Annotated in this window: 22 protein-coding genes; 7 read left to right on the top strand and 15 right to left on the bottom strand. The window is 74.1% G+C overall.

From position 1 onward, the window contains the following. Nucleotides 1-969: a hypothetical protein gene (locus tag G7Z13_RS28435; RefSeq protein ID WP_240926368.1), complete on the bottom strand. Its 969-nt coding sequence runs from the start codon at nucleotides 967-969 to the stop codon at nucleotides 1-3. Between the two features lie 366 nt (nucleotides 970-1,335). Between G7Z13_RS28435 and G7Z13_RS28430 the strand changes: the two genes are divergently transcribed. Next, on the top strand, nucleotides 1,336-3,171 hold the full coding sequence (locus tag G7Z13_RS28430; RefSeq protein ID WP_166003068.1) for a caspase family protein: 1,836 nt from the start codon (nucleotides 1,336-1,338) through the stop codon (nucleotides 3,169-3,171). 7 nt (nucleotides 3,172-3,178) lie between these two features. Here the strand turns inward: G7Z13_RS28430 and G7Z13_RS34160 are convergent, their stop codons facing one another. The 4 genes from G7Z13_RS34160 to G7Z13_RS28410 all read right to left on the bottom strand — a co-directional run bounded on the left by G7Z13_RS34160 (nucleotide 3,179) and on the right by G7Z13_RS28410 (nucleotide 8,959). Then, nucleotides 3,179-6,061, bottom strand: coding sequence for a CHAT domain-containing protein (locus G7Z13_RS34160; protein WP_277347423.1), 2,883 nt, complete (start codon nucleotides 6,059-6,061; stop codon nucleotides 3,179-3,181). A 2-nt stretch (nucleotides 6,062-6,063) separates the two neighbouring features. Then, nucleotides 6,064-6,744 (bottom strand): RES family NAD+ phosphorylase, encoded by a 681-nt coding sequence (locus G7Z13_RS28420; RefSeq protein ID WP_166003067.1) that lies wholly within the window; start codon nucleotides 6,742-6,744, stop codon nucleotides 6,064-6,066. Nucleotides 6,745-6,747: 3 nt separating this feature from the next. Continuing rightward, entirely contained in the window at nucleotides 6,748-7,410 is a 663-nt protein-coding gene (locus tag G7Z13_RS28415; protein ID WP_166003066.1) for a hypothetical protein, read from the bottom strand. A 289-nt stretch (nucleotides 7,411-7,699) separates the two neighbouring features. Next, entirely contained in the window at nucleotides 7,700-8,959 is a 1,260-nt protein-coding gene (locus tag G7Z13_RS28410) for a histidine kinase (RefSeq protein WP_166003065.1), read from the bottom strand. A gap of 202 nt (nucleotides 8,960-9,161) precedes the next feature. Here G7Z13_RS28410 and G7Z13_RS28405 point away from each other — a divergent pair, with 202 nt between their 5' ends. Next, nucleotides 9,162-9,362, top strand: a complete 201-nt coding sequence (locus tag G7Z13_RS28405) for a hypothetical protein (RefSeq protein ID WP_166003064.1) — start codon at nucleotides 9,162-9,164, stop codon at nucleotides 9,360-9,362. A gap of 666 nt (nucleotides 9,363-10,028) precedes the next feature. Here G7Z13_RS28405 and G7Z13_RS28400 read toward each other — a convergent pair. Beyond that, nucleotides 10,029-10,937, bottom strand: a complete 909-nt coding sequence (locus G7Z13_RS28400) for a DMT family transporter (RefSeq protein ID WP_166003063.1) — start codon at nucleotides 10,935-10,937, stop codon at nucleotides 10,029-10,031. A 163-nt stretch (nucleotides 10,938-11,100) separates the two neighbouring features. On the opposite strand from G7Z13_RS28400, the gene G7Z13_RS28395 reads away from it, so the two are divergent. Next, nucleotides 11,101-11,670 (top strand): DinB family protein, encoded by a 570-nt coding sequence (locus G7Z13_RS28395; protein WP_166003062.1) that lies wholly within the window; start codon nucleotides 11,101-11,103, stop codon nucleotides 11,668-11,670. Between the two features lie 84 nt (nucleotides 11,671-11,754). Here G7Z13_RS28395 and G7Z13_RS28390 read toward each other — a convergent pair whose 3' ends face one another. After that, nucleotides 11,755-12,381, bottom strand: coding sequence for a dihydrofolate reductase family protein (locus G7Z13_RS28390; RefSeq protein WP_166003061.1), 627 nt, complete (start codon nucleotides 12,379-12,381; stop codon nucleotides 11,755-11,757). A 133-nt stretch (nucleotides 12,382-12,514) separates the two neighbouring features. After that, on the bottom strand, nucleotides 12,515-13,345 hold the full coding sequence (locus tag G7Z13_RS28385; RefSeq protein ID WP_166003060.1) for an AIM24 family protein: 831 nt from the start codon (nucleotides 13,343-13,345) through the stop codon (nucleotides 12,515-12,517). A gap of 101 nt (nucleotides 13,346-13,446) precedes the next feature. Here G7Z13_RS28385 and G7Z13_RS28380 point away from each other — a divergent pair, with 101 nt between their 5' ends. After that, nucleotides 13,447-14,199: an SDR family oxidoreductase gene (locus tag G7Z13_RS28380; RefSeq protein WP_206313157.1), complete on the top strand. Its 753-nt coding sequence runs from the start codon at nucleotides 13,447-13,449 to the stop codon at nucleotides 14,197-14,199. Between the two features lie 366 nt (nucleotides 14,200-14,565). Here the strand turns inward: G7Z13_RS28380 and alc are convergent, their stop codons facing one another. Then, nucleotides 14,566-15,681 carry an allantoicase gene (alc, locus tag G7Z13_RS28375; RefSeq protein ID WP_166003059.1) on the bottom strand — a complete coding sequence of 372 codons (1,116 nt, stop codon included), beginning with the start codon at nucleotides 15,679-15,681 and terminating at the stop codon, nucleotides 14,566-14,568. Nucleotides 15,682-15,733: 52 nt separating this feature from the next. Continuing rightward, nucleotides 15,734-17,074, bottom strand: a complete 1,341-nt coding sequence (allB, locus tag G7Z13_RS28370) for an allantoinase AllB (protein WP_166003058.1) — start codon at nucleotides 17,072-17,074, stop codon at nucleotides 15,734-15,736. Between the two features lie 278 nt (nucleotides 17,075-17,352). Between allB and G7Z13_RS28365 the strand changes: the two genes are divergently transcribed. Continuing rightward, nucleotides 17,353-18,159 (top strand): IclR family transcriptional regulator, encoded by an 807-nt coding sequence (locus tag G7Z13_RS28365; protein WP_166003057.1) that lies wholly within the window; start codon nucleotides 17,353-17,355, stop codon nucleotides 18,157-18,159. Nucleotides 18,160-18,378: 219 nt separating this feature from the next. On the opposite strand, the gene G7Z13_RS28360 is transcribed toward G7Z13_RS28365, so the two are convergent. Continuing rightward, on the bottom strand, nucleotides 18,379-18,726 hold the full coding sequence (locus tag G7Z13_RS28360) for a DUF5955 family protein (protein ID WP_166003056.1): 348 nt from the start codon (nucleotides 18,724-18,726) through the stop codon (nucleotides 18,379-18,381). 591 nt (nucleotides 18,727-19,317) lie between these two features. On the opposite strand from G7Z13_RS28360, the gene aceB reads away from it, so the two are divergent. Next, complete coding sequence (gene aceB / locus G7Z13_RS28350) at nucleotides 19,318-20,943, top strand: malate synthase A (RefSeq protein ID WP_166003055.1); 1,626 nt, start codon at nucleotides 19,318-19,320, stop codon at nucleotides 20,941-20,943. 6 nt (nucleotides 20,944-20,949) lie between these two features. Here the strand turns inward: aceB and G7Z13_RS28345 are convergent, their stop codons facing one another. From G7Z13_RS28345 to G7Z13_RS28330, 4 genes are all read right to left on the bottom strand, one after another. Then, nucleotides 20,950-21,273, bottom strand: a complete 324-nt coding sequence (locus G7Z13_RS28345) for an Rdx family protein (protein WP_166003054.1) — start codon at nucleotides 21,271-21,273, stop codon at nucleotides 20,950-20,952. Further along, complete coding sequence (locus tag G7Z13_RS28340; RefSeq protein ID WP_166003053.1) at nucleotides 21,270-22,184, bottom strand: HipA family kinase; 915 nt, start codon at nucleotides 22,182-22,184, stop codon at nucleotides 21,270-21,272. Before G7Z13_RS28340 ends, G7Z13_RS28345 begins: the two co-directional genes overlap by 4 nt. Further along, a complete protein-coding gene (locus G7Z13_RS28335; protein WP_166003052.1) occupies nucleotides 22,178-22,582 on the bottom strand; it encodes a nuclear transport factor 2 family protein in 405 nt (134 codons plus the stop codon). The genes G7Z13_RS28340 and G7Z13_RS28335 overlap by 7 nt, the downstream gene beginning before the upstream one ends. Nucleotides 22,583-22,644: 62 nt before the next feature. Continuing rightward, nucleotides 22,645-24,153, bottom strand: a complete 1,509-nt coding sequence (locus G7Z13_RS28330) for an IucA/IucC family protein (protein ID WP_166003051.1) — start codon at nucleotides 24,151-24,153, stop codon at nucleotides 22,645-22,647. 164 nt (nucleotides 24,154-24,317) lie between these two features. On the opposite strand from G7Z13_RS28330, the gene G7Z13_RS28325 reads away from it, so the two are divergent. Next, nucleotides 24,318-25,802, top strand: coding sequence for an IucA/IucC family siderophore biosynthesis protein (locus G7Z13_RS28325; RefSeq protein ID WP_166003050.1), 1,485 nt, complete (start codon nucleotides 24,318-24,320; stop codon nucleotides 25,800-25,802). Nucleotides 25,803-25,858: the final 56 nt, after the last annotated feature.

Here is a 25,858-nt window from a genome sequence, read left to right as displayed (position 1 = left end):
TCACGTCACCCCGCGCAGCACCACCCCGTGCCGGGTGCGCAGCCGGTGGATCTCCCACCAGGCCACGGCCGTCACCGACGCGGGGCCGCCGATCAGGGCGGCGATCTGCACCAGCGGCGGACCGGGCGGCGGACCGCCGATCACGACGCTGATCGCGGTGAACTCCCACACCATGACGCCGGTGAGCAGGGCAGGCAGCGCCGCGTGCACCTGCGCGGTGTTGAAGGCGCCCCGGACGGCGGGCCCGGTGGCGAACACCAGGAAACCGCCCGCCCACACCAGGGCCGCCAGTTCGGCGCACATCAGGCCGAAGGCGACAGAGCGCGCCGTCGGTCCGGCGTCCTGCGCGAAGCGCGACACGCCGAACCCCAGCAGGAGCAACAGCGGCACGCACGTCGCGGTCCCGAAGTACCACAGGGCCGAACGGCCGGCGGCGCGCAGGTTCCGCCGCATGGCCTGCCGGGCCTCCGGAGCGGCCCAGCGCATCAGCAGGGCCACCACGGCCGGCGCGCTGAGCAGGAGCAGCCACGGGGCGATCGCGAGGCGCAGGAAGTACTGCTGCTGCGCCTGCTCGATGTCCTCCGGTCTGCCGTACACCGTCAGGATGACGAAGGACATGGCTGCTGCCGTCCAGGCACGCGCCTGCTGCGCCCGGATCACGTCGGGCTCGACGATCCGGTGGTGCTCGCGCGGGAAGACGCGCCGGGCCTTGTTGTGGCCCGAGCGCAGCAGGGGGTATCCGGCCATCAGGGGCAGGATCACTCCCCCGGCGCACGTGAAGAGCATGAGCATCCACAAGCAGCCCCGCCCCTGCCCCCGCGTCCCCCGCAGCAGCTCCCGCAGCGGCGGCCACTCGTCCGCGCTCAGCCGGCGCAGGAGCGGCGCGTGCGGCTGAGGCGGCCGGTAGGGGCCGTGCCCATGGGGCGGATACGGGCCGTACGGCCCGTAGGGGCCGGGCTGCGGCGGCACGTGCGGTCCGCGCCGCGGAGGTGGTGGCCATGACGGCTGGTACGGATCGCGTCCCCCCGAGTTCACCCTGCTGTCCTCTCCGTCGTGCTCGCGTGCTCGCGCGCCTGCGTGCTCGCGTGCTGTGCGTATCGCACTCCGCGCTGTCGCCCTGACCCACGTCGTGCTGTCGTCGCGTCCTGCTGTCGTCGTGTCCGGCCGGCCGGCTGTCCGGCTGTCGTGTGTCGTGCTGTCGTGTGTCGTGCTGCACCACAGTCAACTGGCGAGCGCCGAAGAGGACATGGGTGCGGCCGGACTCGCCCGGTACGCGCCCGGCGTTCGCCCCGCAAACGCCCCACCCGGCCCGCTGCGCCCTGGCAGGATCGCCGCATGCGGACCGTGTACGCCTTGCTGGTGGGCATCGACGACTATCCCGGCGCGCGCCTGCGAGGCTGCGTCAACGACGTGCGGGCCGCGCAGAGATGGTTGCGGGAGCGCAGCGGGCTCGCGTGCGGGATCCGGACGCTCCTCGACGGGGAGGCCACCCGCGCGGCGGTGCTCGCGGGCATCGAGGACCATCTCGGGCGCGGCGGTCCGGACGACACGGCCTTGCTGTGGTTCAGCGGCCACGGCAGCGAGCGGGACACGGACGATCCCCGGGAGGCGACCGGCAGGGCGCAGGCCCTGGTGTGCCACGACAGCCTCGCCGCCGGCGGGCAGCCGCTGCTCCAGGACGCCGAACTGGGCGTGCTGCTGGACCGGATCGCCGCGCGGGGCACCCATGTGGTCGCCGTCCTCGACTGCTGCCACGCGGGCGGGGCCACCCGTGACGGCGTTCCCGGCCGCACCGCGCGGAGTGTGTCCTGGCGGCCGTGGTGGCGTACCGCGGAACCGGGCGGAGCGCGCGGGGCCGGCGGTCCGGGGCCGCAGCCGCGCGAACACATCCTGCTGGCGGCCTGCCGGCCGCAGGAGGGCGCCCACGAGGACCGGCTCGGCGACGAGGTCCGCGGCCACTTCAGCCACGCCCTGCTCGACGCCCTCGCCCTGCTGGGCCCCGACCCCACGTACGGCACGCTGCACGCGCGCGTGGAGGCGCGCGTACGCGATCTGGTGCCGGGGCAGCACCCGGAGCTGCGCGGCCTGGAGAACGCGCGCTTCCTGTACGGCGACACGCTGCCCTCCGCGCCGTTCCACCTGCGGTACACGGCGGCGGGCTGGGAGGTTAACTGCGGTCAGGCGCACGGACTGCGCGCGGCGGGGGCGGAGTTCACGCTGCTCGGCGACGGCCCCTCCCCGAGACGGGTGGTGGCGTGCGAAGTGCGGCCGGAGTCGGCGCTGGTGAGGCCGGCCGGCTGGTTGCCGTCGCCCGGCGACCGGGAGTCGGTGTACGGCGTGACGCCCTCGGCCCTGGCGTTCCCGCCCGCGGCGGTCACGGTCACCGGGGACCCCGCCGCCGTACGGCTGGTGGCGCGGGCCGTCGAAGCGGCACCGGCCCTGTCGCTCGGCGGGGACGGGCTGCCGCTGCGGGTGGCGGTCCGGGACGGCCTGGCCCGGGTGTCCGGGGCCGCCGGGCGCCCGCTGCCCGCGCTGCCGCTGCGGTCGCCGGGCGACGCGGAGCGCGTCGCCGCCTGTCTGACCCACCTCACGCACTGGCATCGCCTGCGTGACCTCGTCAGCCCCGATCCGTGGCTGTCGTCGCTGATCCGGGTCACGGTCGAGGAGACGCCGGTGGGGCGGCTGCGGCGCACGGCCGACGGGGAGATCGTCTGCTCGTACACTCCCGATCACCGGCCGCCCCAGGTGGGGGTGCGCGTCCACAACGATTCCGGCGTGCCGCTGTGGTGCGTCCTGCTCGACCTGACCGACAGCTACGCCTGCTCACCGCAGCTGTACCCGGGCGACTTCGTGGGGCCGGGCCGGGCCGGGCGGGCGATGCGGGGGCAGCCGGTGTGGCTGTACCTGCCGCGCGGCAGCGCCGTGGTGCCGGGTGCGTTCACCCGGGACCGGCTGAGGGTGATCGCCGCGGAGAACGAACTGAACCTCGCCCCGTTCCGGCTGGACGCCTGGTCGTCGGATGCCCCGCAGGCCTCCCGCGGCGGGTCGGCCGCCGGGGACGGGCCGCTGCGGCTGACCGGGCCGTCGGGGGGCCGGGACGCGGGCGGCCCGGCGGCCGGGGTGGGCCGCTGGGGCACGGCCCACGTCGACGTGCGTACACAGGTCCCCTGACACGGGCCTACCAGCCGAGGTGGGTGAAGCCCGCCCACGCGGTGAGGTCGTCGCCGCGGATGGACGGGACGCGGGCGCGCAGCCGGTCCGGCATGCCGGGCGGCGGCTGCCGGCGGTCGTCGAGCATCCAGGACTGGGCGCTGCGCAGCGCCGGTCCGGGCGGCAGGCCGTCGCGGCTCATGAAGTGGTGGGTCATGTACATCAGCAGGGAGGTCGCCTCGTCGGGCACGGGCCACAGGGAGCCGATCACGGAGCGGGCGCCGGCCACGAGGAACGCGGTGGCCAGGCTGTACGCCTCGTCGTAGCCGTGCCCGGAGACGTTCGTGCGGCAGGCCGCGAGCACCACCAGGTCGAGGTGGCGGTAGCGGTCGGCGCCCTCGGTGAGTTCCTCGGCCGCCAGCCGCCCGCCCGACAGGGCGAGATAGGCACTGTGCCGCTCGCCCTGGCGGACCACTCCGTGGCAGGCGAGGTGGAGCAGCCCGCCGCGCTGCCGGCGCAGCCAGTCGGTGACGGCGGCGGGGGTCGCGGTGCCGGGGCCGAGGAGGTCGCCGTCCGGGTGGAAGGCGCGCTGGATGGCCTCGGCCTCCTCGCCCGCGTGGTGCAGGTCGTGGGTCGGGTTGCCGACGACGAGGGCCTGCCGGGACCTCCCGGCGGGGCGGGCGGCCACCTCGCACAGCAGCCGCGCGGACGGCAGGTAGGAGATGTCGGCCTCCTGGCAGGCGTAGCCGTGCGTGCTGCGGCGCCGTCCGGGGAGGCGGGCGGCGTGCCAGGGTACGGCGCCGAGTTCCGCCATGGGCACGAGCGCGAGGGACGGCACGCGGCCGAAGCCGCGCGGCAGCGCGTCCAGGAGCGGGCCCATCGCCGCCGTACCGGCCCACTCGCACAGCCGTTCCAGCGCCGCGCGGGCGTGGTCGGGGCGGGGTGGTGGCTCGGGGCCGGGGTCGACGGGTGGTCCCCCGGCGTCGCGGCCGGGGGTTCCGGTGGCCCGGTACGACACCAGGGCGGGAGCCTCGACGAGGAGGTGCGGCAACGGCAGCGCGCGCGTGGTGCCGTCGGCGGAGACGATCAGCGCCTGTCCCCGGTCCGCGCGGCGGCCGAAGAGCACCCGGTCGGCCACGCCGGGCTCGTCCGTGCTGCCGGGCACCAGGTACACCAGGGCGGAGGCGCCCATGGTGCGCAGGGCCGCGCCGATCTCCTCCGGCGCGGGCGCCTCCAGCAGCCGGTGCCGCAGCGGGGACGCGGCCAGGGCCCGCAGTACCCGGCGGCGCAGCCGGCTGGACGGGCCTGGGGCGGGGGCGCCGGCGGTGAACAGGGCGTCCCCGCCCGGGCCGGCCATGGTCATGCCGCCGGCGGCGCGCCACTCGTCCGCCAGTTCCGGCTGCCCGAGCGCGGTCAGCATGTCGGGCACGGTGGAGGCCACGGACGCCGTGTGGAGCGCCAGTCCGCGTCCGGCGTCCAGGGCCCGGACGGCGTCCGCGTGGGCGCCGTCGGCGAGGCACCAGCGGGCCACGTCGAGCGCGTTGCGGCCGGCCCAGCGGGCGGTTTCGGCGGCGTGCGCCGTACCGGACTGGAGCATCACCTGCCACGCCGAGGCGCGCAGGGCCTCGCGGCCGATCCTTCTCGCCGCCTCGTGGTCGCGCCGCCTGGCCGGGGCGTCCCGCGGGTGCCGCAGGTCGCCGCGGAACCGGCAGGCGGTGGCGAGGGCCATCCCGAGGTTGCCGTACATCGGGTGCTCCGGTCCGCCGGCGAGTCGGTGCGCGTGCCGCAGCCAGGCGATGCCCTGGTCCACGTGGCCGGTGCGGTCCGCGCGGGGGGTCACGGACAGGAAGCCGAGCGAGCAGTGGCCGAGGCCGAGGACTCCGGCGTTGCGCAGCCACCGTTCGTCGTCGGGCTCCAGCAGGTCCATGGCCTCTTCCAGGAGGCCGAACGCCTCGACGGCGCCCTGGTGGTCGCCCTCCGTCATCGCGCGGACGACACGGACGAGGCCCACCTCGCCGAGCCGGTCGACGCGCAGGTTGCGGGGCAGCGCCGCGATCCGGCGGCGTACGTCGTCCAGTGCCGCCGGGCGCGTGACGTCCCGCAGGGTGAACGCCTCGCCCGTACGCCGGGCCCGGAGCTCGGCGAGCCGGCCCTGCAGCGATTCGAGATAGGCCTCCAGGTTCGGCCGGTCCATGTGACGGGGCGACAACCGCGCGAGAACCGTCTCCAGTTCCCGTACGTGACCGGCGAGCGCGTCCTCGTCCTCCCGCCGGGCGGCCTGATGGGAGCGGAAGACGGCCAGTTGCGCGTCCATGGCCAGCCGGTCCTGTTCGCCGAACGCGGGCGAGTCACGCAGCCGGGCCAGGTCCTCGACGGCCGAGTCGAAGTCCTCCTCTCCCCCGGCGAGCTGGGCGAGCTGGACGCGCAGTCCGGCGTGGCTCACGTCCAGCGCGTCCCGCTCGCGGCTGCCGGGCGGCCAGGCGGCGCGCACCTTCTCCAGCCGGGCGAGGGCCGCCTCCATCCCGGCCGGGTCACCGGTCCGCTGGACCGTGGCCGCACCGGTCGTGAGGTGGACGCCGGCCTGCCAGCGTGCGTCCTGGGGGCCGTACCGCTCGGCCTCGCGCAGGAGTTCCTCCTCGCGGCGGCTGTCGGCGACCGGCTGGTCCAGCACCAGGGTGGCCAGCAGGACGAGGATCTGCCCCGCGCGCATCCCGGACTCCGGGGTGCCGCGCGGCAGGGCACGCCAGTCCTCGTACAGCATGTCGTAGGCCTCGCGCGCGGTCGCGCATCCCAGCCGCTCCAGCACCAGGGCGGCGTGCCGCGCCAGGTCCTCGGCGTCGACGATCTCCAGTGCTCCGCTCTGGCGCAGTTCGAGCTGCAGGGCGTCCAGGTCGTACGGTGTGCGCGGCACTGTCAGAACTCCTCGTTGCGCCGTGGCGGTCGTGGCGCGGTCTGTGTCCGGTACGGCGCCAGGACGCCGTTGAGCCAGTGTTCGCCCTCCTCGGTGCCGAAGTCGACGGGGGCGGCGCCGGCGGGTTCGAGCAGCGGGGTCTCGCCCCGGTCGTCGAAGAGGACGGCGACCCGGTCGGCGGGCTCGCGTTTCGACGGCCAGACGAAGCCCTGGGCCCAGGACTTGGTCTGCCGGCGGATCCAGTGGCCCCAGTCGCGGGTCTGCGGGTAGTCGGCGCCCTCGGTGTGCACCAGCCACGCGTCCTGCGCCACGGCGGCCAGGTCGGCGCCGCCCATCAGGGACACGACCTCGATGTCGGCGGCGAGGCGCAAGAAGGACAGGCTGCGCCGTTCGAAGGCGACGCGCGGCAGCAGCCGGGGGCCGTGCCCGCCGTCGAAGGGCAGGGAGCGCAGCAGCACCTCGCTGACGGCGGCGCCGACACCGAAGCCGACGTACAGGTAGCCGTACGGGTCGAAGGGGGTGCTGTCGAAGCGGCCGCCGTAGTAGAAGGGGTGGGTCCGGCGGGTGTTGTACGCGGTGGGGTCCCGGTGGGTGGAGTGGACGCGGAACAGGGGGGTGCCGGCGCGCAGCACCGCGCGGGACGGTTCGCCGGGCAGGGTGTCGGGCGGCGGGTACTTGCCCACGGCTCAGCCCTCCCCCGCGACCGCGGCCAGTTCGCGTGCCGCGCCGCGCAGTTCCTCGTCGCGGCCGCGGCCCAGCAGGTCCGCCGGGGTGCCGGCCCACCAGGTGGTGGGCGACAGCCACCAGTCGGCGACGCCCCAGGGGTCGGGGCCGGCGCGCAGCAGGGAGTTGACGTCGAGGACGATCCGCCAGGGCATGTCGGCGGCCTCGAACTGGAAGAGCGGCAGTCGTCGTTCGCCGTCGTCGGCGGTCAGGACGATCAGGCGGGGGTCGGCGCGATCCGTCCACGGCAGCGACGGCTGCGCCAGCAGGCGCCGGCGGACGGGGCCGAGGAGGGGGCCGACCATCGGGTTGCCGTCGAGGACGAGGAGGGTCAGGTCCAGGGCGCCGTATCCCTGGTGAAGTGCCGTCGCGGGCGGTCCGGTGAACCGCTGTGCCGCGCCGTCCCGGCGGAGGCGGCCGGCCTCCTCGGGCGGGAGGCCGTCCAGGACGGTCCGCGCCGCCCGGTTGGCGGCCGACCGCCGGCCGGCGTCGGCTCCGCCCTCGGCGGTCGCGGCGCGTAACTCGGCAAGTGCGCCGCCCAGTTCGCGCCGGGCGGCGGGGTCGAGCAGGCGGGACAGCCGGGTCCAGTCGGCCGCCACGGCGCCGAGGAGCATGAAGGGGTTCACCGCAGGCTGTGCCCTCTCTCGTCGTCGCGTGATCAGGTGGTCGCGTGGTCGGGTCGTCGCCTGGTCGGGTCGTCGCCTGGTCGCCCGGTTCGGGTGGTCAGGTGATCAGGTGGCCAGGTGGCCAGGTGGTCGCGTCGTCCCGTCGTTCGCGTGCGCGGGGCGTCTGTCCGGCCTCCGCCCACGCTACTGGCGGCGGTGGGGTCGAGGAGGGCTGTTCGACGGGCGTCACCCGGGCGAAGTCCGGGCGAAGTCCGGGCGGGGAAGTCCGGCTACACGCCGGCCGGTTGGCTCAGCCCCAGGGCAGCCAGGCCCGCACCTCGAACCCGCCGTCGCCGCGCGGCCCGTGCTCCAGGCGTCCGCCGGCCAGCGTGGCGCGTTCGGTGAGGCCGATCAGGCCCTGTCCGGAGCCGGGGACGGGCGGGACGTCGCCGTCGGGGGCCGGGTTGGCGACGAGGACGGTGAGGCCGTCGCCCCGGGCGCCGAGGACGCGGACGGTGACCTCGGCGCCGGGGGCGTGCTTGCGGGCGTTGGTGAGGCCTTCCTGGACGATGCGGTAGGCGGTACGGCCGACGGAAGCGGGTACGGCGGCCGGGTCGGCGACCTGGTGGACGAGGGTGACCTTCATGCCGGCCTGGCGGGACTCGGCGACCAGCGTGTCGAGGGCGCCGAGCGTGGGCTGCGGGCGGCCCGCGTCGTCCGGTTCGCCCGCCCGCAGCACGCCGATGATCTCGCGCAGGTCCTGGAGGGCTTCGTGGGCGCTCTCCCGGATCACGCCGGCCGCGCGGGCGATCTCCTCGCGGGAGGCGTCGGGCCGGAACTCCAGCGCGCCGGCGTGCACGCTCAGCAGGGTCAGCCGGTGGGCGAGGACGTCATGCATCTCGCGGGCGATGGCCTCGCGGGCCAGCCGCTGGGCCTGTTCGGCGCGCAGCCGGGCCTCCGTCTCGGCCCGCCGGGCGCGGTCGCGCAGGCTCAGCATGAGCTGCCGCTTGGACCGGACGAACATGCCCCAGCCGATGGCGGACAGGGTGAGCAGCGCGGTGAGCACGACGGCCGCCGCGTACGGCAGGCCGGGTTCCGGGCGCAGCCACAGCACGAACGGGATCAGCGCGAGGGAGGCACCGCCGATCCAGGCGACGTACCGGAAGGGCCGGTGCACGGCGAGCGTGAACAGGGCGACCAGACCGGCTCCGCCGGCGGTGACGGAGACCGGGCCGAGCGCGGTCAGGGTGGCGGCGAGCGCGACCGGATGGCGGCGGCGCAGCCAGACCGCGGCGCAGGCGAGGGCGCCGAGCACCTGGTCGGCGACGGCGAGGCCGGGCGGGACGCCGGGGTCGCCAGAGACGGTCTCCGCACTGGCGAGGCCGATGAGGGCGGAGATCAGGAAGCAGGTGATGTCGACGACCCAGTCGCGCGCGGTGCGGCGGGGCCGCCGGCCGGCCCGCCCGGGGGTCGTTCCGTCGGCGTCGAGTTCGTGGATCACGGCGGACGGGAACAGCCACCGGCGTCCCGTGAACGCCGGCGCGTGCGGTGCCGTGCTGTCGTCCTTCACGGTCGGCCAATGTACGCAGGCGCGTCAGGGGTGAGGGACCGGTTCGCGCGGCGGGCGACGTAAGTCGCGCGGTTTCCGACGGAAGTCGTACCGGTCGCTGCCGATGGGGTCGGGCGGGACGCCGCGAGCGGCGACTTCCGTCGAGTCGGTCGCGCCCCGCGGCCGACTACGTGTGGGGGTCCGCGGAGCGAGAGTCCTGGCCATGAAGACCTTGCTGGAGTTTCTCGGGTTCGTCGCCCTGGTGCAGGGCGTGATGGGTCTGCTGCAGGAGTTCACCGACTGGGAGGGCGGGCTCGTGTCGCGCATTGCCTTCCTGGACGACTACGGGATCTTCGTGAGCGTGACGCTGCTGGTGCTGGCGTGCGCGCTGTTCGCCGCGGCGGAGAGCCGCAAGTCCCGTTGATCCGACCGGCCTTCGGCTCAGCGGTCGCAGTCGACGAGGTCTGCCCGACCGGACGGCACAGGCCCCAGGGCCAGCAGATGCCCTTCATGCGTCGGGAGTGTCCAGCACAACGTCCCACACCAGGAGATCGCCGTCCTCGCCGGACCGCCGGTAATGATCCAGGACGTGGCCCGTGGCGTCTGGCTTGTTTCCGCCTGGCAGGCAGCCGGTGAGACCGGCGGCCACGGCGGTGAGACCGAGGGCGGCAAGGGCGGTGCGACGCACGCGGATTCCCGGGTGGACGAGGGACAGGGTCGGGGCGGTGACCGGCTAGGGGAAACCCTGTGCCGTCCACCGGAGCAGGGTATGCCGGGCGGGGGTGCCGGCACTGGGCGGTCTCCTGTGAAGAGGTCCGTCCGGTTACCGGCCGAGCCGGGGACGGCAGGCAAGTCCTGCTCGACGCGCCCGCAGTGCGTGGTGCCGCACCCGGACCTCAGGCGGCGTGTGCTCGTCAGCAGGCCGCCGCGTCACTCCCCCACCGGGGGTCGTCCGGCGAAGGCAAGTCCCGTGGCAGATGGTGCCGACGACTTGGATGCCGGCGACCGCCTGGGTGCTGTCGGCCGACTGGGCGGCGGTGACCGTGCCGTCGACGATGAGGGCGTTTCGAGTCCCGTTCGTTGCGGGACGTCAACTCGCCGCCCGGCGCCCCCACGCCGTCCCCGCCAGGACCAGCGCGCCGCCCGCGAGTCCGACCGCGCCCAGCCGCTCCCCGCCGAGCGCGATTCCGGCCGCGGCGGCCCGCAGCGGTTCGGTGCCCAGCAGCAGGCTGACCCGGGACGGGGAAGTACGGCGCACGGCCCACATCTGCACGAAGAAGGCGAACAGCGTGCAGCACACGGACAGGAACACCAGCCCCGCCCACTCGCGCGCGCCGAACGCGGCGGCGGTCTCCCAGGGCGTGGTGTCGGCACCGGTCGACAGCAGCGCGAACACCGCGACGGAAGTGCCCAGTTGGACGGTGGTCAGCGGCAGCGCGGGTGCGCCCTGGACCGCCTTCACGCGGGACATGGCGAGGACGTGCACGGTACGGGCGAGCGCGGCGAGCAGCATGAGCAGGTCGCCGAGGGAGGGCCGGGTGAAGCCGCCGCCCTGGGTGAGCAGGACGACCCCGAGCACGGAGACCGCGGCGGCGGCGAGGAAGCCGCGCGAGGGCCGGGTGCGGGTCACGGCGGACTCCGCGAGCGGGGTGAAGATCATGGTGAGGCTGATGATGAGGCCCGCGTTGGTCGCCGAGGTGTGCACGACGCCGTACGTCTCCAGCAGGAAGATCCCGCCGAGGATCAGCCCGAGCAGCGCGGCCCCGCGCCACTGGGCCGGGGTGAGGTCGCGCAGCGCCCGCCGGCCGGCGACCACCAGCACGGGCAGCACCAGCGCGAACCGCAGCACGAGCACGGCCAGGACGGTCCGGGCGGTGGTGATGTCCTTGGCGGCGAGATAACTGCCGCCCCAGACCACCGCCACCAGCAGCACGGGCAGGTCGGTGAGCCAGGCACGGCGGGGCGCGAACGCGCCCGGTACGGCGATCGAGGAGGACATGCGGCCTGACCTTCGTCTCCGGCATCGGGGTGCAAAGACGGCGGTGGCTCGCACGGGGTGATCACGGTACCGGGGCGGCCGGCGTACGGCCAGACGTACCCCGCTGCGAGCACGCCACGGAAACTCGGTTCCCACGGCGCCGACGTTGTGCGAGGCTCGGCCGGTGTCTGTCTCCGGAGAGAACGAACCCGCCCCGCGGAACACCCTCGGCCTGCTGCGCTGGCAGTTCGACCTGACGTGGTCGCTGTTCGAGTACCACCTGGAGAGGCTGGAACCGGACGACTTCCTGTGGGAGCCCGCGGTCACCTGCTGGACGGTACGCCGGGGGGACGAGGGGACGTGGGTGCCGGACTGGGCGGAGAGCGAGCCCGGCATCGTGCCCGTACCGACCATCGGCTGGCTGAGCTGGCACATCGGCTGGTGGTGGAGCGTGGCCATCGACCACGCTCGGCAGGAAACGCCTCGGGAGCGCGGCGACATCACCTGGCCGGGTGCGGGCGGGCCGACCGTCGAGTGGCTGCGCGGTCTGCGTGCGGACTGGCTGGAGGTACTGGACAGGCTCACCGGTGACGACCTGGACTCGGTCGCCCGGTTCCCGTGGCGGGACGATCCCCGGCACACCGTCGCGCACATGGTCGCCTGGGTGAACGCCGAGCTGATGAAGAACGCTGCGGAGATCGGCCAGCTCCGCCTCCAGCGAGCCGCCGGCCCCGCGTCGACGGACAGCAGCTGACGGACGGCGCCCGTGACGGACTCGCCGTCGCCACGAAGCGGCGCAGCGACGGACCGGCCGGTCCGGTCGGTCCTGGCCGCCCGCTCAGGCCTCCTCGGGCAGATCGAACGACCCGTATTCCGGCCGCCCCGCCACGTCGTACGACTGGATGGAGACACCGCGGGCGGTGACGCGGCCGCCGGTGTGGCGGAAGGCGGCCGGGGCGGCGCCGTCGGCGAAGAAGCGGCGGCCGGTGCCGAGGACGACCGGGAAGGTGAGCAGGTGGACGGTGTCGACGAGGCCCAGGTCGAGCAGGGACTGGACCAGCGCGCCGCTGCCGTGCGTCTGGACTTCGCCGTCCGTGTGCTCCTTGAGGGCCGTGACCTCCTTGGCGAGGTCGCCGCGGAGCACGGTGGTGCCGGACCAGCCGGGCTCGGCGAGGGTGCTGGAGGGGACGTACTTCGGCAGCCGGTTCAGGGGGCCGGCGACCGGGTCGTCCGGGTCGGTGACCTTCGGCCAGTACGAGGCGAAGATGTCGTAGGTGCGGCGGCCGAGCAGGAAGGCGCCGACGCGCCCGAAGACGTCGTCGATGAACCGGCCGAAGTCCTCGTCGGCGTACGGGAAGACCCAGCCGCCGTGGGGGAAGCCGTCGCGGGTGTCCTCCTGGGGGCCGCCCGGTGCCTGGTAGACGCCGTCGAGGGTGACGAAGATGGTGGAGACGAGCTTGCCCATGGCGGGTGCCTTTCGTGGAGCGCGGGGTCTGCTGTCATCAGGGCAGACCCCGCGGGGCCCCGCAACTCATCGGTCCGACCGGTGGTCATCGGTTCCGCCCGTGCTCCCCGGTTCACCCGCCCGTGTCCCGGCCTCACCCCGAGTGCGTGGAGAACAGGCCGCCGGTCGGGCCCTGCTTGTCGCCGCCCTGGGCCTTCTTCAGGGCGTTGGCCAGGCTCTCGATGGTCAGGGACTGGAGGATCACCCGGCCGTGGCCCTCCAGGGTGGCCAGGGACAGCCCCTCGCCGCCGAACACGGCGTTCATCAGGCCTTGGCGGTTGAGGCCGCCGACGCGCTGGACGCCGTACTGGATGCCCTCCTCGAAGGCGACCACACAGCCGGTGTCGACCTCGATGCGCCCGCCGAAGTCGGCCGGGTCGAGGTCGATGAAGTTGCCCGCGCCCGCGATGATCACCGTGCCGCGGCCGGTGAACTTCTCCAGGATGAAGCCCTCGCCGCCCTTCATGCCGGTGCGTCCGCCCTGGAAGGCGATGCCGAAGTCGACGGTGGACTCGGCGGCCACGAAGGCGTCCTTCTCGGCGAACCACGCGCGCGTGCCGTCCAGCTCCAGGGCACGCATCTCGCCCGGGAGGACGCCCGCGAAGCCGACGGTGCCCTCGCCGCCCTGCGCGGTGAAGTACTGGAACGCGATCGACTCGCCCGCCAGCACGCGCTGGCCGACCTGCATGGCGGTGCCCATCGCCTGCCTCAGCAGACCGCCCATGCCGCCCGCGCCGCCCGCGCCGCCGCCCTGCGCCTGCTGGCCGCCGCCGCTGTCGGAGGGACCGGTCAGCCGGGTCTCCATGGTCACGTTCGCCGTCTTGAACAGGAACTTTCCCGCCTCGCAGTACACCGTCTGGCCGGGCTGCAGGCTCACGACCGCCATCTGCATGGCGTTGCCGACGATCTCTTGCCGAAGAGTCACACGGGGTGAACGTGAGAGGGGTGCCGCCGAGTTCCTGACGGGGCGGGGTCGACGTCCGTTCACCGCCGGTCCCGGGGGCCGCCGGCGGCTGCAATGGACGCATGAACTCGATGAAGCTCGAAGCAAGCCTCGCCGGCAAGGTCGCGCTCGTGACGGGCGGCAGCCGTGGCATCGGCGCGGCGACCGCGCTGCGGCTCGCCCGGGAGGGTGCGGACGTGGCGGTGACGTACGTACAGGGCAAGGAGGCGGCCGAGGAGGTCGTCCGGGGTGTGGAGGCGCTGGGGCGCCGCGCGGTGGCGCTGCGGGCGGACTCCGCGGACCCGCGGGAGGCGGCCGGGGCAGTCGATCGCGCGGCCGAGGCGCTCGGGCGCCTCGACGTGCTGGTGAACAACGTGGGCGTCGGTCTGCTCGGACCGCTGGACGGCATCGCGCTCGCCGATGTCGACCGGGTGCTGTCGGTCAACGTGCGCGGGGTGTTCCTGGCCTCCCAGGCGGCCGCCGCGCGCATGGCCGACGGCGGCCGGATCATCACCATCGGCACCTGCATGACCCAGCGGGTGCCGGGCCCCGGCGGCACGCTCTACGCGATGAGCAAGGCCGCGCTCACCGGTCTGACCAAGGCCCTGGCCCGTGAGCTGGGCCCGCGCGGCATCACCGCGAACATCGTCCACCCCGGCCCGATCGACACCGACATGAACCCGGCGGACGGTCCCTACGCGGCCGGCCAGGCCGCCCTGACCGCCCTGGGCCGTTTCGGCACCGCCGAGGAGGTGGCCTCCACGGTCGCCCACCTGGCGGGCGCGGCGTACGTCACCGGCGCGGAGTTCTCGGTGGACGGCGGCCACGCGGCGTAGGCGCGGGCCGCCGGCAGGCGGCAGGCGGTCGGCCGGACGGCTGAGGACGGGACTGAGAGGACGGCGGTCCGCCCGGGAGCGCACGGTCCATCCGGGAGCACACGGTCACCCGAGAGCACGCGAGGCGCCCGAGAGCGCGCGGTCACCCGGGAGCACGCGAGGCGCCCCGGTCTGTCCCGACCACGGCGCCCCGCGCAGGGCCTGTCCGTCCAGTACACGGCCTGGAGGGGCCGTGCCCTCCCCGGCCGCGCACGTCAGGCCCGGCTGGAACGCGGGGCGCACCGGTGCTGTCCGGCCGGTGCGCCCCGCGCGTCTGCTGCGGCGACGGGGCAGCCGCGGGGGAACCCGGGGCGTGCCCCTCGCCCGTCACCCACCCAGCTCCTGGTGGCGAGCGGCCAGGCCCTGCGCGCCCTCCTCCGTGAGGGAGCCGAAGAGGCGCAGGCGGGAGAAGCCGCCGTCCGGGTAGATGTCGACGCGGGCGTGGGTGCCGACGGCCGGCTGGTCGAGGACGAACCGGTGGTTGGTGTCGGGCTGGAGGCGGGTGCGCGGAAGGATCTCGGTCCACTCGCCGTCCTCGCCGTCCCGCACGGACACCGAGGCCCAGCCGGCGCTGTTGCCCTTCAGGTAGGCCGTGTCGATCTCGATCGCGCGGATCTGGGACCGGGCCACCAGCCGGTAGCGGATCCAGTCGTTGCCCAGGTCGCGGCGGCGGCGGGTCTCCCAGCCGTCGTCCATCTTGCGGGAGCGGCCCGGCTGGATGGTGTGGGTGGCGGGCGAGTAGAAGAGGTCGGAGGCGTCCTCGACGCGGCCGCCGTTCTCCAGGGCGACGACGTCGAAGGTGCCCAGCACCGACAGCCACGCGGGGTCGGGGACGACCTCGCCGTACACGCGCAGGCGGGCGATGCCGCCGTCGGGGTGCTGGTTGACCCGCAGGTGGGTGAAGCGCTGCTCCGCGGAGACGGCGAAGCCGTTGGCCGCGTGGCCGCCGACCGCGGTGCGCGGTACCAGGGTGGTCCACTTGACGTCGTCGGCGAGCAGTTCCTCGGGGGAGGGCGAGCCCGCCATCGCGGTGGCCTCGACGGAGACCGACTGCGGGTAGTTGCCGCGGAAGTGGGCGGTGTCGACGACGATGCCGCGGATCACGCCGGGGGCGCCGAGCCGGATCAGCGCCCAGTCGTGGTCCTCGGCGGCGGGCCAGGGGTGGTCGGCGGAGACGCCGCGGCGCCGCCGGGTCTCCCAGCCGTCCATGACCTTGCCCTTGTGGCCGAAGTGCTCGGGGTCGAACTCGGCCCGCTCGGGCACCAGCAGGTTCTCCCGCTGGGCGAAGAACTCGTCGTTGGCGGCGATGACACCAGCGCCGAGCTGCCGGTCGGCGAGGTTGGCGTACTGGGTGAAGGGGAAGTCGGTGGTGCGGTAGTCCGCGTACGGGTCACCGCCTCCGTAGGGGTTCGCGTCGCCGGTGAAGCTGGGTATCGCCGTCACGGTGATCAGTTCTTCCTTTCGGGAGTCGCCGCTGTGGGTGCGGGCGGGGCGGTCAGGGGGTGCGGGTCAGCAGGCGCCCCTGGGGGTCGGTGAACTCGCCGTCGGCGTAGATCCGCTCGCCGCGCAGCCAGGTCGACTTGACGACACCGCCGAGGGTGCGGCCGGCGTAGGCCGTGACGCGGTTGCGGTGCTGGAGCTCCGCCGGGTCGACGGTGAAGGTCTCGTCGGGGGCGAGGACCACGATGTCGGCGTCGCGGCCGGGCGCGATGGCGCCCTTGCGGTCGTCCAGGCCGACCAGTTCGGAGGTCCGCGCGGACATCCAGCGGACGACGTCCTCCAGGCCGTACCCGCGCTCGCGGGCCGCGGTCCAGACGGCGGAGAGGCTGAGCTGGAGGCCGGAGATGCCGCCCCACGCGGTGGCGAAGTCGTCGGTCTTCAGGTCGGCGGTGGACGGGGAGTGGTCGGTGACGACGCAGTCGATGGTGCCGTCGGCCAGCGCCTCCCACAGCAGGTCCTGGTTGGCGGCCTCGCGGATGGGCGGGCAGCACTTGAACTCGCTGGCGCCGTCGGGGACTTCCTCGGCGGTGAGGGTGAGGTAGTGCGGGCAGGTCTCGACGGTGACGCGGACGCCCTCCGCGCGGGCGGCGCGGATCAGCGGCAGCGCGTCGCTGGAGGACAGGTGCAGGATGTGCACGCGCGCGTCGAGCCGCCTGGCCTGGGCGATGAGTGCGGCGATGGCGGTGTCCTCGGCGTCGCGCGGGCGGCTGGCGAGGAAGTCGGCGTACTTGGGGCCGCCGTGCTGCGGGGCGGCGGCGAGGTGGTGCGGGTCCTCGGCGTGCACGATCAGCAGGCCGCCGAAGCCGGCGATCTCCGCGAGGGAGCGGGCCAGCTGCTCCTGGTCGAGGTGCGGGAACTCGTCGACGCCGGACGGTGACAGGAACGCCTTGAAGCCGAACACGCCGGCCTCGTGCAGCGGGCGCAGGTCCTTGACGTTGCCGGGCAGGGCGCCGCCCCAGAAGCCGACGTCGATGTGCGCCTTGGACCGGGCGACGTCCTGCTTGACGCGCAGGTGGTCGACGGTGGTGGTCGGCGGGAGCGAGTTGAGCGGCATGTCGACGAGGGTGGTGATGCCGCCGGCGGCGGCCGCGCGGGTGGCGGTCCAGAAGCCCTCCCACTCGGTGCGGCCGGGGTCGTTGACGTGGACGTGGGTGTCGACCAGGCCGGGGAGCAGCACGTGGTCGCCGACGTCCTCCAGGCGGGCGCCCTCGGGGACGGGGGCGTCGTACGGCAGTACGGCCGTGATCGTGCCCCGCGCGACCGCGACCGTCGCGGCGCGCGTTCCCTCGGGCGTGATGACGCGCGTCGAGCGCAGCACCAGTTCAGCGTCGGACACCCGGACCCCTCTCTGCCGCGTGGTACTCCCGGGAAACGGGGGTTCACTTCCGCGTTACGGAATTCAACACTCTGTTGAATCCCCCTGGAGTCTTCACTCCCGCTCCCGCGCCGTCAAGAGGCACACTTCCACCGTGCACCCACATCGCCCCGCTCTGGAGATTTCCACAAAGCGGAATTAGGATTCCGGCAGGCAGAACGTAGCTACGCACAAGCGGGCAGTCAACCGGCCGCCGGGTAGGCTTCTGACCTTCCTGCCAGTCCCGAAAGGAACGCGCCGTGCCGACGTCCAGCGCCAGCACCAACGACTCCGCCAAGACCGCCAACGGCGGCGGTGGCGTCCAGTCCCTCGAGCGCGCCTTCGACCTCCTGGAGCGGATGGCGGACGCGGGCGGCGAGGTCGGGCTCAGCGAGCTCTCGGCGAGCAGCGGACTGCCGCTACCCACCATCCACCGCCTGATGCGCACGCTCGTGGCCTGCGGTTACGTCCGCCAGCAGCCCAACCGCCGGTATGCCCTCGGCCCCCGGCTGATCCGCCTCGGCGAGTCCGCCGCCCGCCTGCTCGGCACCTGGGCGCGCCCCTACCTGGCCCGCCTGGTCGAGGAGACCGGCGAGACGGCCAACATGGCACTGCTCGACGGCGACGAGATCGTCTACGTCGCCCAGGTGCCCTCCAAGCACTCCATGCGCATGTTCACCGAGGTCGGCCGGCGCGTCCTGCCGCACTCGACCGGCGTCGGCAAGGCGCTGCTCGCGGGCTTCCCGGACGACGAGGTGCGCGCCCTGCTCGCCCGCACCGGGATGCCGGCGGCCACCGACAAGACCATCACCACGCCCGAGGGCTTCCTCGCGGCCCTGGAGGACGTCCGCCGGCTCGGCTACGCGGTGGACGACAACGAGCAGGAGATCGGGGTCCGCTGCCTCGCGGTGCCGGTGCCCGACTCCCCCACCACCGCCGCGATCTCCATTTCGGGCCCGGCGGGCCGGGTCACCGAGGCGGCGACCGAACGGATCGTGCCCGCGCTCCAGCAGGTCGCGCGCGAGCTGTCCGCGGCGCTGGCCACGTCCGTGGCCAACGGCGGCTGACCTCCGGCGCACCGGCCACCCCGCCCAGCCCAACCGAACGAGACAGCCCCCGGCCTTGGCGGCCGGGGGCTGTCCTGTCGTCCTCCCGGTTGTCCCACGTTCCAGCCGAGCAGCGGCTCGCGGTCCGGCGCCACAGCTCGCCGGCCTCTCAGCCGACCGGCAATCCCAGCCGGCCAGCATCGCTCAGCTGATCAGCAGCGCCCAGCCAGCCACCAGCGCTCAGCCGTCCCCCGCCCGGCCGTCCCCCGCCCGGCCGTCCCTCGGCGGCGGCCCGAACAGCTCCACCGCCTGCCGTACGTCGGCCAGCCCCCGCGCGAGCGCGCTCACCGAGCCGATCGCGCCCGCGATCAGCAGCAGCGAGCGGCGCAGCCGCGGGATCTCCGGGGTGCCGCCGACGGCCATCGCGGCGAGCGCGGCGAGTTCCTCCTCGGCGACCGTCCGGTCGGGGAACTCCGCCGGGTGCGCGGCGAGTTGACGACGTAACCGGGACACGGCGGTGCGCAGTTCCACCGCCCTCGGGTCCTCCCCGCTGCCGGTCACCGGCCTCTGCCCCAAGCTCCGCAACACAGCTCTCCCCCCTGGCACTCCCTTGTGCCCGGTTCCCGTTCACTCCCCCTGTGCGCCCCCACCACGAGCCGAGCGCCGGGGATGTGCGGGAAAGTAAACGCCACAGAGTGCGACTGCGCCAGCACGCGGAGACAAATTCAGCCCGCCGGGACGGCCGCTCGACCTCGTGTCCGGTATGCAGGAGCCACGAGCCCCGCACAGGACGCGGCGGCGCACGACGCGTGCGCGCCCCCCGGTGGCGGGGTCCGCTCCTCGCGGCCGGAGGCGGTGGCCCGCGTGTGCCGACCAGATACACGGGCGAGACCCTCCCTGGCGACGGCGGCCCGGAATCCGTCCGGTGGAGTGCGGCGACATCGCACGGCCCTACGACATCGACAATGAGGCCGACCTGGTCCACCTTGAGTGAACGGGGTGGCACCGAGCGCCACCTTGCCTCGACTCAGAGAATCTCGACATCAACAAACCATTGAAGTTCCACGATGAGAAAACTAATATCCACTGACCAGAAGCACTCGACCGCACAGCGGGTGCGATATTTCCCCCTACGTGCCGCTTGGCACCCGGTGCCACCGCTGAAGGAAGTGACAGCTCATGTCCACACCAGCGCCGTCCCCGCTGGCCATCGTCGACGCCGAGCCCCTGCCCCGGCAGGAAGAGGTCCTCACGGAAGCGGCGCTCGCCTTCGTGGCCGAGCTGCACCGGCGGTTCACGCCGCGCCGTGACGAACTCCTCGCTCGCCGGGCCGAGCGCCGCGCCGAGATCGCCCGCACCGCCACGCTCGACTTCCTGCCGGAGACCGCCGCGATCCGCGCGGACGACTCCTGGAAGGTGGCCCCCGCTCCGGCCGCGCTGAACGACCGCCGTGTCGAGATCACCGGCCCCACCGACCGCAAGATGACCATCAACGCCCTCAACTCGGGCGCGAGGGTCTGGCTCGCGGACTTCGAGGACGCCTCCGCGCCCACCTGGGAGAACGTCGTCCTCGGCCAGCTCAACCTGATCGACGCCTACACCCGCAGCATCGACTTCACCGACCCGAGGTCCGGCAAGTCGTACGCCCTGCGCCCGAACGACGAACTCGCGACCGTCGTCATGCGCCCGCGCGGCTGGCACCTGAACGAGCGTCACCTCGTCGACGCCGACGGTACCCCGGTGCCGGGCGCCTTCGTCGACTTCGGCCTGTACTTCTTCCACAACGCCCGGCGCCTGCTCGACCTCGGCAAGGGCCCGTACTTCTACCTGCCGAAGACCGAGTCGCACCTGGAGGCCCGCCTCTGGAACGACGTGTTCGTCTTCGCGCAGGACTACGTCGGCATCGAGCAGGGCACCATCCGCGCCACCGTCCTCATCGAGACGATCACGGCGGCGTACGAGATGGAGGAGATCCTCTACGAGCTGCGCGACCACGCCTCCGGGCTGAACGCGGGCCGCTGGGACTACCTGTTCTCCATCGTGAAGAACTTCCGTGACGGCGGCGAGAAGTTCGTCCTGCCGGACCGCAACGCGGTGACGATGACCGCCCCGTTCATGCGGGCGTACACCGAACTGCTCGTCCGCACCTGCCACAAGCGCGGCGCGCACGCGATCGGCGGCATGGCGGCCTTCATCCCCTCCCGCAAGGACCCGGAGGTCAACAAGGTCGCCTTCGAGAAGGTGCGCGCCGACAAGGACCGCGAGGCGAACGACGGCTTCGACGGCTCCTGGGTCGCCCACCCCGACCTGGTGCCGATCGCCATGGAGTCCTTCGACAAGGTTCTCGGCGACAAGCCGAACCAGAAGGACCGCCTGCGCGAGGACGTCCACGTCAAGGCCGAGGACCTCATCGCGATCGACTCCCTCGACGCCAAGCCCACCTACAACGGCCTGGTCAACGCCGTCCAGGTCGGCATCCGCTACATCGAGGCGTGGCTGCGCGGGCTCGGCGCGGTGGCCATCTTCAACCTGATGGAGGACGCGGCCACCGCCGAGATCTCCCGCTCGCAGATCTGGCAGTGGATCAACGCCGGGGTCGTCCTCGACAACGGCGAGCAGGTCACCGCCGAGCTGGCCCGCAAGGTCGCCGCCGAGGAACTGGCGAACATCCGCGCGGAGATCGGCGAGGAGGCGTTCGCGGCCGGCCACTGGCAGGAGGCCCACGACCTGCTGCTGGAGGTCTCCCTCGACGAGGACTACGCGGACTTCCTCACCCTGCCCGCGTACGAGCGGCTCCGGGGCTGAGCGACCCTAAGGTGTGCGTTCCGAGTGGCCCAGGGTCTTGCCCGGGGCCACTCGGTCGCGCACGGCCCGCTTGACCGCCGTCGGCTCGGGGAAGCCGTGCTCGCGGCGGTCCCAGACGACCTCGTCGCCGGCCCGGACGACGAACACCCCGCCCGTGCCGGGCTTGAGCGCCAGCTCGTCCAGCTCGGCCTCGAAGGTGGTCAGCAGCTCCTGCGCCAGCCAGGCCGCGCGCGGCAGCCACCGGCACTGGGTGCAGTACTCGATCGTGACGCGCCGGGGGGCGGGCGCGGTGCCGGGCGTGGCCGCGTGGGGCGTCTCGGGTGTCGTCATCCCAGATGCACCGACCAATCCTGTTCCGCCGCCGGCTTGCCGTGCAGGTCGGGGACCTGCTTGAGCCAGTCCGGGCGGCCCTGCCGGGTCTTCGCCGCGCGGCGCGCGTTCTCCGCGGCCAGCTCCGCGCGGCTGGGGAAATCGGTGGGCAGCCACGCCTCGGAGGCCCGCACGCGCGCGTGCAGGAAGTCGACGTAGGCGCGGCGCACCTCCTCGGGGGTGCCGAAGCCGGGCTCGTCGGCCAGCCAGGCGTCCGGCACCTCGTCCGTGATCGCCCGCAGCAGCTCCTCGGTCACCTTCGGCCGCAGCTCCGCGTCGGCCGCGCGCACGTCGGGACCGTAGTGGCCGAGGGCGTGATGCCGGAAGTCGTAAGCCTTCGCCGGGTCGGTGGTGCCCCAGCGGTGGTGGAAGACGAGCGCGGCGCCGTGGTCGATCAGCCACAGCCGCGGCGGTGCCACGCCGAGCGTCGGCCAGACCATCAGGTTGGAGCTGTGCACGGTGCGGTCGACGTTCACGGTGAGCGCGTCCAGCCAGACGATCCGGCCGGCCTCCAGCGGGTCCACGTCGAAGACCTCGGCGATCTCCGGGGTGAGGTCCCGCGCGCCCGGCAGGTGGTCCATGCCGAGGTTGACGCCCGCGCTGGCCGAGTGCAGCTCGCGCACCTCCTGGTGGGGCTCGTCCGCGGCGATCGCCGGATCGAAGCGCACCAGGACCAGCTCGGGGAAGCGCAGCCCCAGGGCGCGGGCCAGCTCCCCCACGATGATCTCGGCGACCAGCGCCTTGCGGCCCTGCGCGGAGCCGGTGAACTTCACGACGTACGTCCCCTCGTCGTCGGCCTCGAAGACTCCGGGCACGGAGCCGCCGGACCGCAGGGGGGTGACGTAGCGCGTGGCGGTGACCTCTCTCAGCACGGTGCCGGGCCACCCTCGGACATGTCGCTGGACGGTTTGATCTCTCCGGCGAAGACGATGATCTGGTCGATGAGGCCGCGCCGCAGGTGCACGACGTCCGTCCCCGCCAGACGCGGACCGCCGTCCGGTGTGGTGAAGACCCACTGGTAGCGCGCCCAGTCGTGCGGCATGTCCACCGCCGAGCAGCGGACCATCGTGCCGGTGCCCGCCGGGTGGCGCCGCAGGTCCAGGACGAAACGCTCGACAGCCTCGATGCCCTCGCTGCGGCCGAGCGGCCCCCACAGGACCACGTCCGAGGTCAGGGCCTGGGACAGCAGAGACGTGACATAGGTGTCGTCGGACGCGTTGAAGGCCGAGATGAACGTGTCGATCGCGGACTGAGCGGTCTCTTCCTGCATGCACCAGTCATATCAGCCGCGGCGCTCACGGCGCCCCCGCGGCCGGTTTTCCGTCGGCCCGTTCACGCGCCGGCCAGTGGGTTGGGCAGGGGCCGGTAGTGGGCGGCGGCGCCGTCGGCGCCGGTCCAGCGCAGGAGGAGGTTGGTCTTGGCGGGGAGGGTGGGGGCGGTGAGGAGGGCGGGGATCTCCGGGAGGTCGTGGCGGGCCAGTTCGCGGCGGACGGCGGGCCAGGGGTCGAGGCCGGGGTGGCGTTCGGCGAGGGCTTCGGCGAGTTCCATGAGGTGGTTGACGACCAGGCAGTACACCAGGCGTTCCCAGCCGGCCGCGCGGTCGGTGCCGGGCGGCAGCTTCACGCCCTCGGCGTCGCGGAAGAGGGCCTGGACGGGGACGCCGTCGCCGTCGCAGGCGATCAGGCAGTTCTGCAGGTGGGCCTCCAGGACGACGCCGTGGCCGGCGAAGGCGGCCAGGACCGGCGGCACGAGCCGGCCGAGATACGCCTCCCACCAGGCCGCCGGGTCGGCCGGGCCGTCGAGCGGGCTGCCGTCGAAGCCCTCCACGAGCCCGGCGGCGAGGTAAGGCGTGGCGCCGGGCACCAGGTGGCCGCGCAGACCGTCGCGGACCAGCACGGCCAGCTCCTCGAACGCGAAGTCCGCGGTGCGGTAGCCGCGGTCGGAGAGCCAGGCGGCGGGTCCGTCGAGGGCGGCGAAGGCGGCCCGGACGGCGGTATCGGTGCGGATCAGTTTCCGCAGGTCGTGGCGCCACAGGCGGCGGATGTCATTGGTGATGCGCACATCGAGGCTGAACTTCAGGAACAGGTCGCGCTCGGGGGCGTACACCGTGCGGATGGCGGCCGTCGGCCAGGTGTCGCACGTGGTGGTGCCGAGCCGGATCAGCCGGCCGTCGGCGAAGGCGCCGGCGAGTCCCGCGGCGGCCAGGTCGAGCTGCCAGGGGTGGGCGGGCAGCAGCCGGTAGCCGGGCGGGGCCGCGCCGAGGGCGTCGAGCGCGGAGCAGTCGCCCTCCTCGACGACGGCGTCCTCGCGCACCCCGAGCAGGGTCAGCGGGAAGCGGGCGTGCGCCTCCGGGGCGTACGGCAGCCAGGTGGCCGCCGGGCCGCCGCCGCGCGCCTTCGGTGCCGGGTGGTGCGGGTGGCCGGTGAGCAGGCACTGCTCGGAGCGCAGGTACGGGTCGGCGGGCGCGGTGGCACGGGCGCGGGCGGTGAGCAGCGCGGCGACCGTGTCCCGGCTGTCGGCCATCTCGGCGGGCAGTTCGTGGTTGGACAGCCCGGTGTGCCGGCGCAGTTCCTCGGCGACCAGTTTGACCAGCTCGGCGTGGTCGAGGCGGTGCCAGCCGCCGGCGGTGCGCACCTCGGGCGCGGCGGGGCGCCGTCCGCCGCGCACCCGCAGCAGCTTGCCGCAGCCGGGCAGCAGGTGGACGCCGGGCTCGTCCGTCACCGGCCGGGCGACCTCGCGCAGCAGGCAGCCCAGCAGGGGCGCGGCCGCGTACGCGTCGGCGCGCGCGGCGACTCGGCTCTCGGCGGCGTCGGCGCCGGGGTGCGGGGGGAGGTGGTCCACTCGGCATACTCGTTTCGTACGGTCCTGCGGAACGGCCGGCGATCACTGCGGGATCGCCCGCGGTGCTGCGGAGTTCCCTACGGTTCTCCGGAGACGATCAGTATCCCCGCCGTCACGCCCCGGCGTGACCGCTGCGCTCGCCGATTTCCCCGGAGGACCCGACCGTGCACCGTTCCCCCACCGCCGAGGCCGAGGTCGCCGACGAGCTGGCCGAAGTGCGGCCGGACCTCGCCGGCCGGTACGCGGCCGAACTGCCGGGCGCCCGGGCGGCGGTGCTGACCCGGCTGTGGCGTGCGCTCACCCATGAGCCGCTGCCCTGGGTCGAGCGCCGGGAGCCGACCGGGGAGGGGCGGCTGCTGCGGCTGCGCGACGGCCGCCGGCTGCACGGCCCGGTGCCGGACCCGTACGCGACCGCCGGGTACGTCACGGCCGTACGGCTCGACGGTGCGGCGTACGGGGATCCGGCCCGGCTGATGGCGGACCTGCGGGTCCCGCACGGCGCGGACCTGGCCCGTGAACTCGGGCACAGCGTCGCCTCGTTGGCGCTGTCGCGGGCCGGGCAGCCGACCGGGCCGCAGGGCGCGCCGGCGCGGGACTGGGAGTGGGAGCAGCGGGTGGTCGACGGGCACCCGTACCACCCCAACTGCCGTTCCCGGCCCGGTTTCTCGGTGGCCGAGCAGCTGGCGTACGCGCCCGAGCACCGGCCGGTGGTGGAGCTGGGCCTGCTGCCGGTGCCGGCCGCGGAGTGCCTGGTGACGGGCGAGTGGCCGCGGTCGCTGCGCGACGGGGGGCGGGTGATGGTGCCGGTGCATCCGTGGCAGGCGGCGCATGTGCTGAAGCGGCAGGGCGGTGAACGGCTCGCCGGTCATCCGCTGATGTCGCTGCGCACCCTCGCGCTGCCCGGCGGACCGCAGGTGAAGACGGCGCTGAGCACCCGGCTGACGTCGTCCGTGCGGGACATCTCGGTGGGGTCGGTGGCCGCCGCCATGACGCTCTCACAGTTCGCCGAGCCGCTGGCCGACGAACGGCTGTGCTTCACCCGCACGCTGGGCGCGGTCACGGACGGTTCGCCCGATCTCGCGGCCGTGCTGCGGGAGTCCCCCGAGACGTACGCGAGGGCCGGGGAACGGGTGGTGCCGGTGGCCGCGCTGCCGCTGACCGGGCTGCCCCGGGACCCCGGCTGGCTGGCCGGGTTCGCCCGGCTCGCGATGACCGCCGGGATGCGGCTGCTGGAGCTGGGTGTGGCGCTGGAGGCACACGGCCAGAACCTGCTGGTCGTGCTGTCCGCGAGCGGTGTCCCGGTGCGTCTGGTCTACCGTGACCTCGCCGACATCCGGGTCAGCCCGCTCCGCCTCACCCGGCACGGCGTCCCCCTGCCCGAGCTGCCGCCGCGCATCCTCACCGACGACGAGACGGCGCTGCGGCGCAAGCTGTTCGGGTCGCTGGTGGGCGGGGCGCTGGCCGCGGTGGCGGGCTCGGCACCGGCTCTGGGGGCCGCCCTGGAGAGCGCCGTACGGGAGCTGCCTGACACCCCGGACCGGGCCGCGCTGACGAGTGAGCCGCTGCCGGTGAAGGCGCTGACGCTGATGCGGCTGTCGCCGGGAGCACGGGGCGATCGGTGGGCTCTGCTGCCCAATCCCCTTCCGTGACGCCCGTTTCGCTCGCTTCGCTCGTTTTGGAGTCGGCCCGGCCCGGTCCATAAGAT

The sequence above is a fragment of the Streptomyces sp. JB150 genome (assembly GCF_011193355.1).
Classification (GTDB): Bacteria; Actinomycetota; Actinomycetes; order Streptomycetales; family Streptomycetaceae; genus Streptomyces.
Note: the sequence above shows the minus strand (reverse complement) of the source record. Positions and strands in the feature narration are given on the sequence as shown.

Bases quoted from the DNA above. Each gene is read 5' to 3' on its own strand.
- G7Z13_RS28430 (WP_166003068.1), top strand. From the start codon at position 1,336: ATGCGGACCGTGTACGCCTTGCTGGTGGGCATCGACGACTATCCCGGC.
- G7Z13_RS28405 (WP_166003064.1), top strand. From the start codon at position 9,162: ATGAAGACCTTGCTGGAGTTTCTCGGGTTCGTCGCCCTGGTGCAGGGC.
- G7Z13_RS28400 (WP_166003063.1), bottom strand. From the start codon at position 10,937: ATGTCCTCCTCGATCGCCGTACCGGGCGCGTTCGCGCCCCGCCGTGCC.
- G7Z13_RS28390 (WP_166003061.1), bottom strand. From the start codon at position 12,381: ATGGGCAAGCTCGTCTCCACCATCTTCGTCACCCTCGACGGCGTCTAC.
- G7Z13_RS28380 (WP_206313157.1), top strand. From the start codon at position 13,447: ATGAACTCGATGAAGCTCGAAGCAAGCCTCGCCGGCAAGGTCGCGCTC.
- aceB (WP_166003055.1), top strand. From the start codon at position 19,318: ATGTCCACACCAGCGCCGTCCCCGCTGGCCATCGTCGACGCCGAGCCC.
- G7Z13_RS28345 (WP_166003054.1), bottom strand. From the start codon at position 21,273: ATGACGACACCCGAGACGCCCCACGCGGCCACGCCCGGCACCGCGCCC.
- G7Z13_RS28335 (WP_166003052.1), bottom strand. From the start codon at position 22,582: ATGCAGGAAGAGACCGCTCAGTCCGCGATCGACACGTTCATCTCGGCC.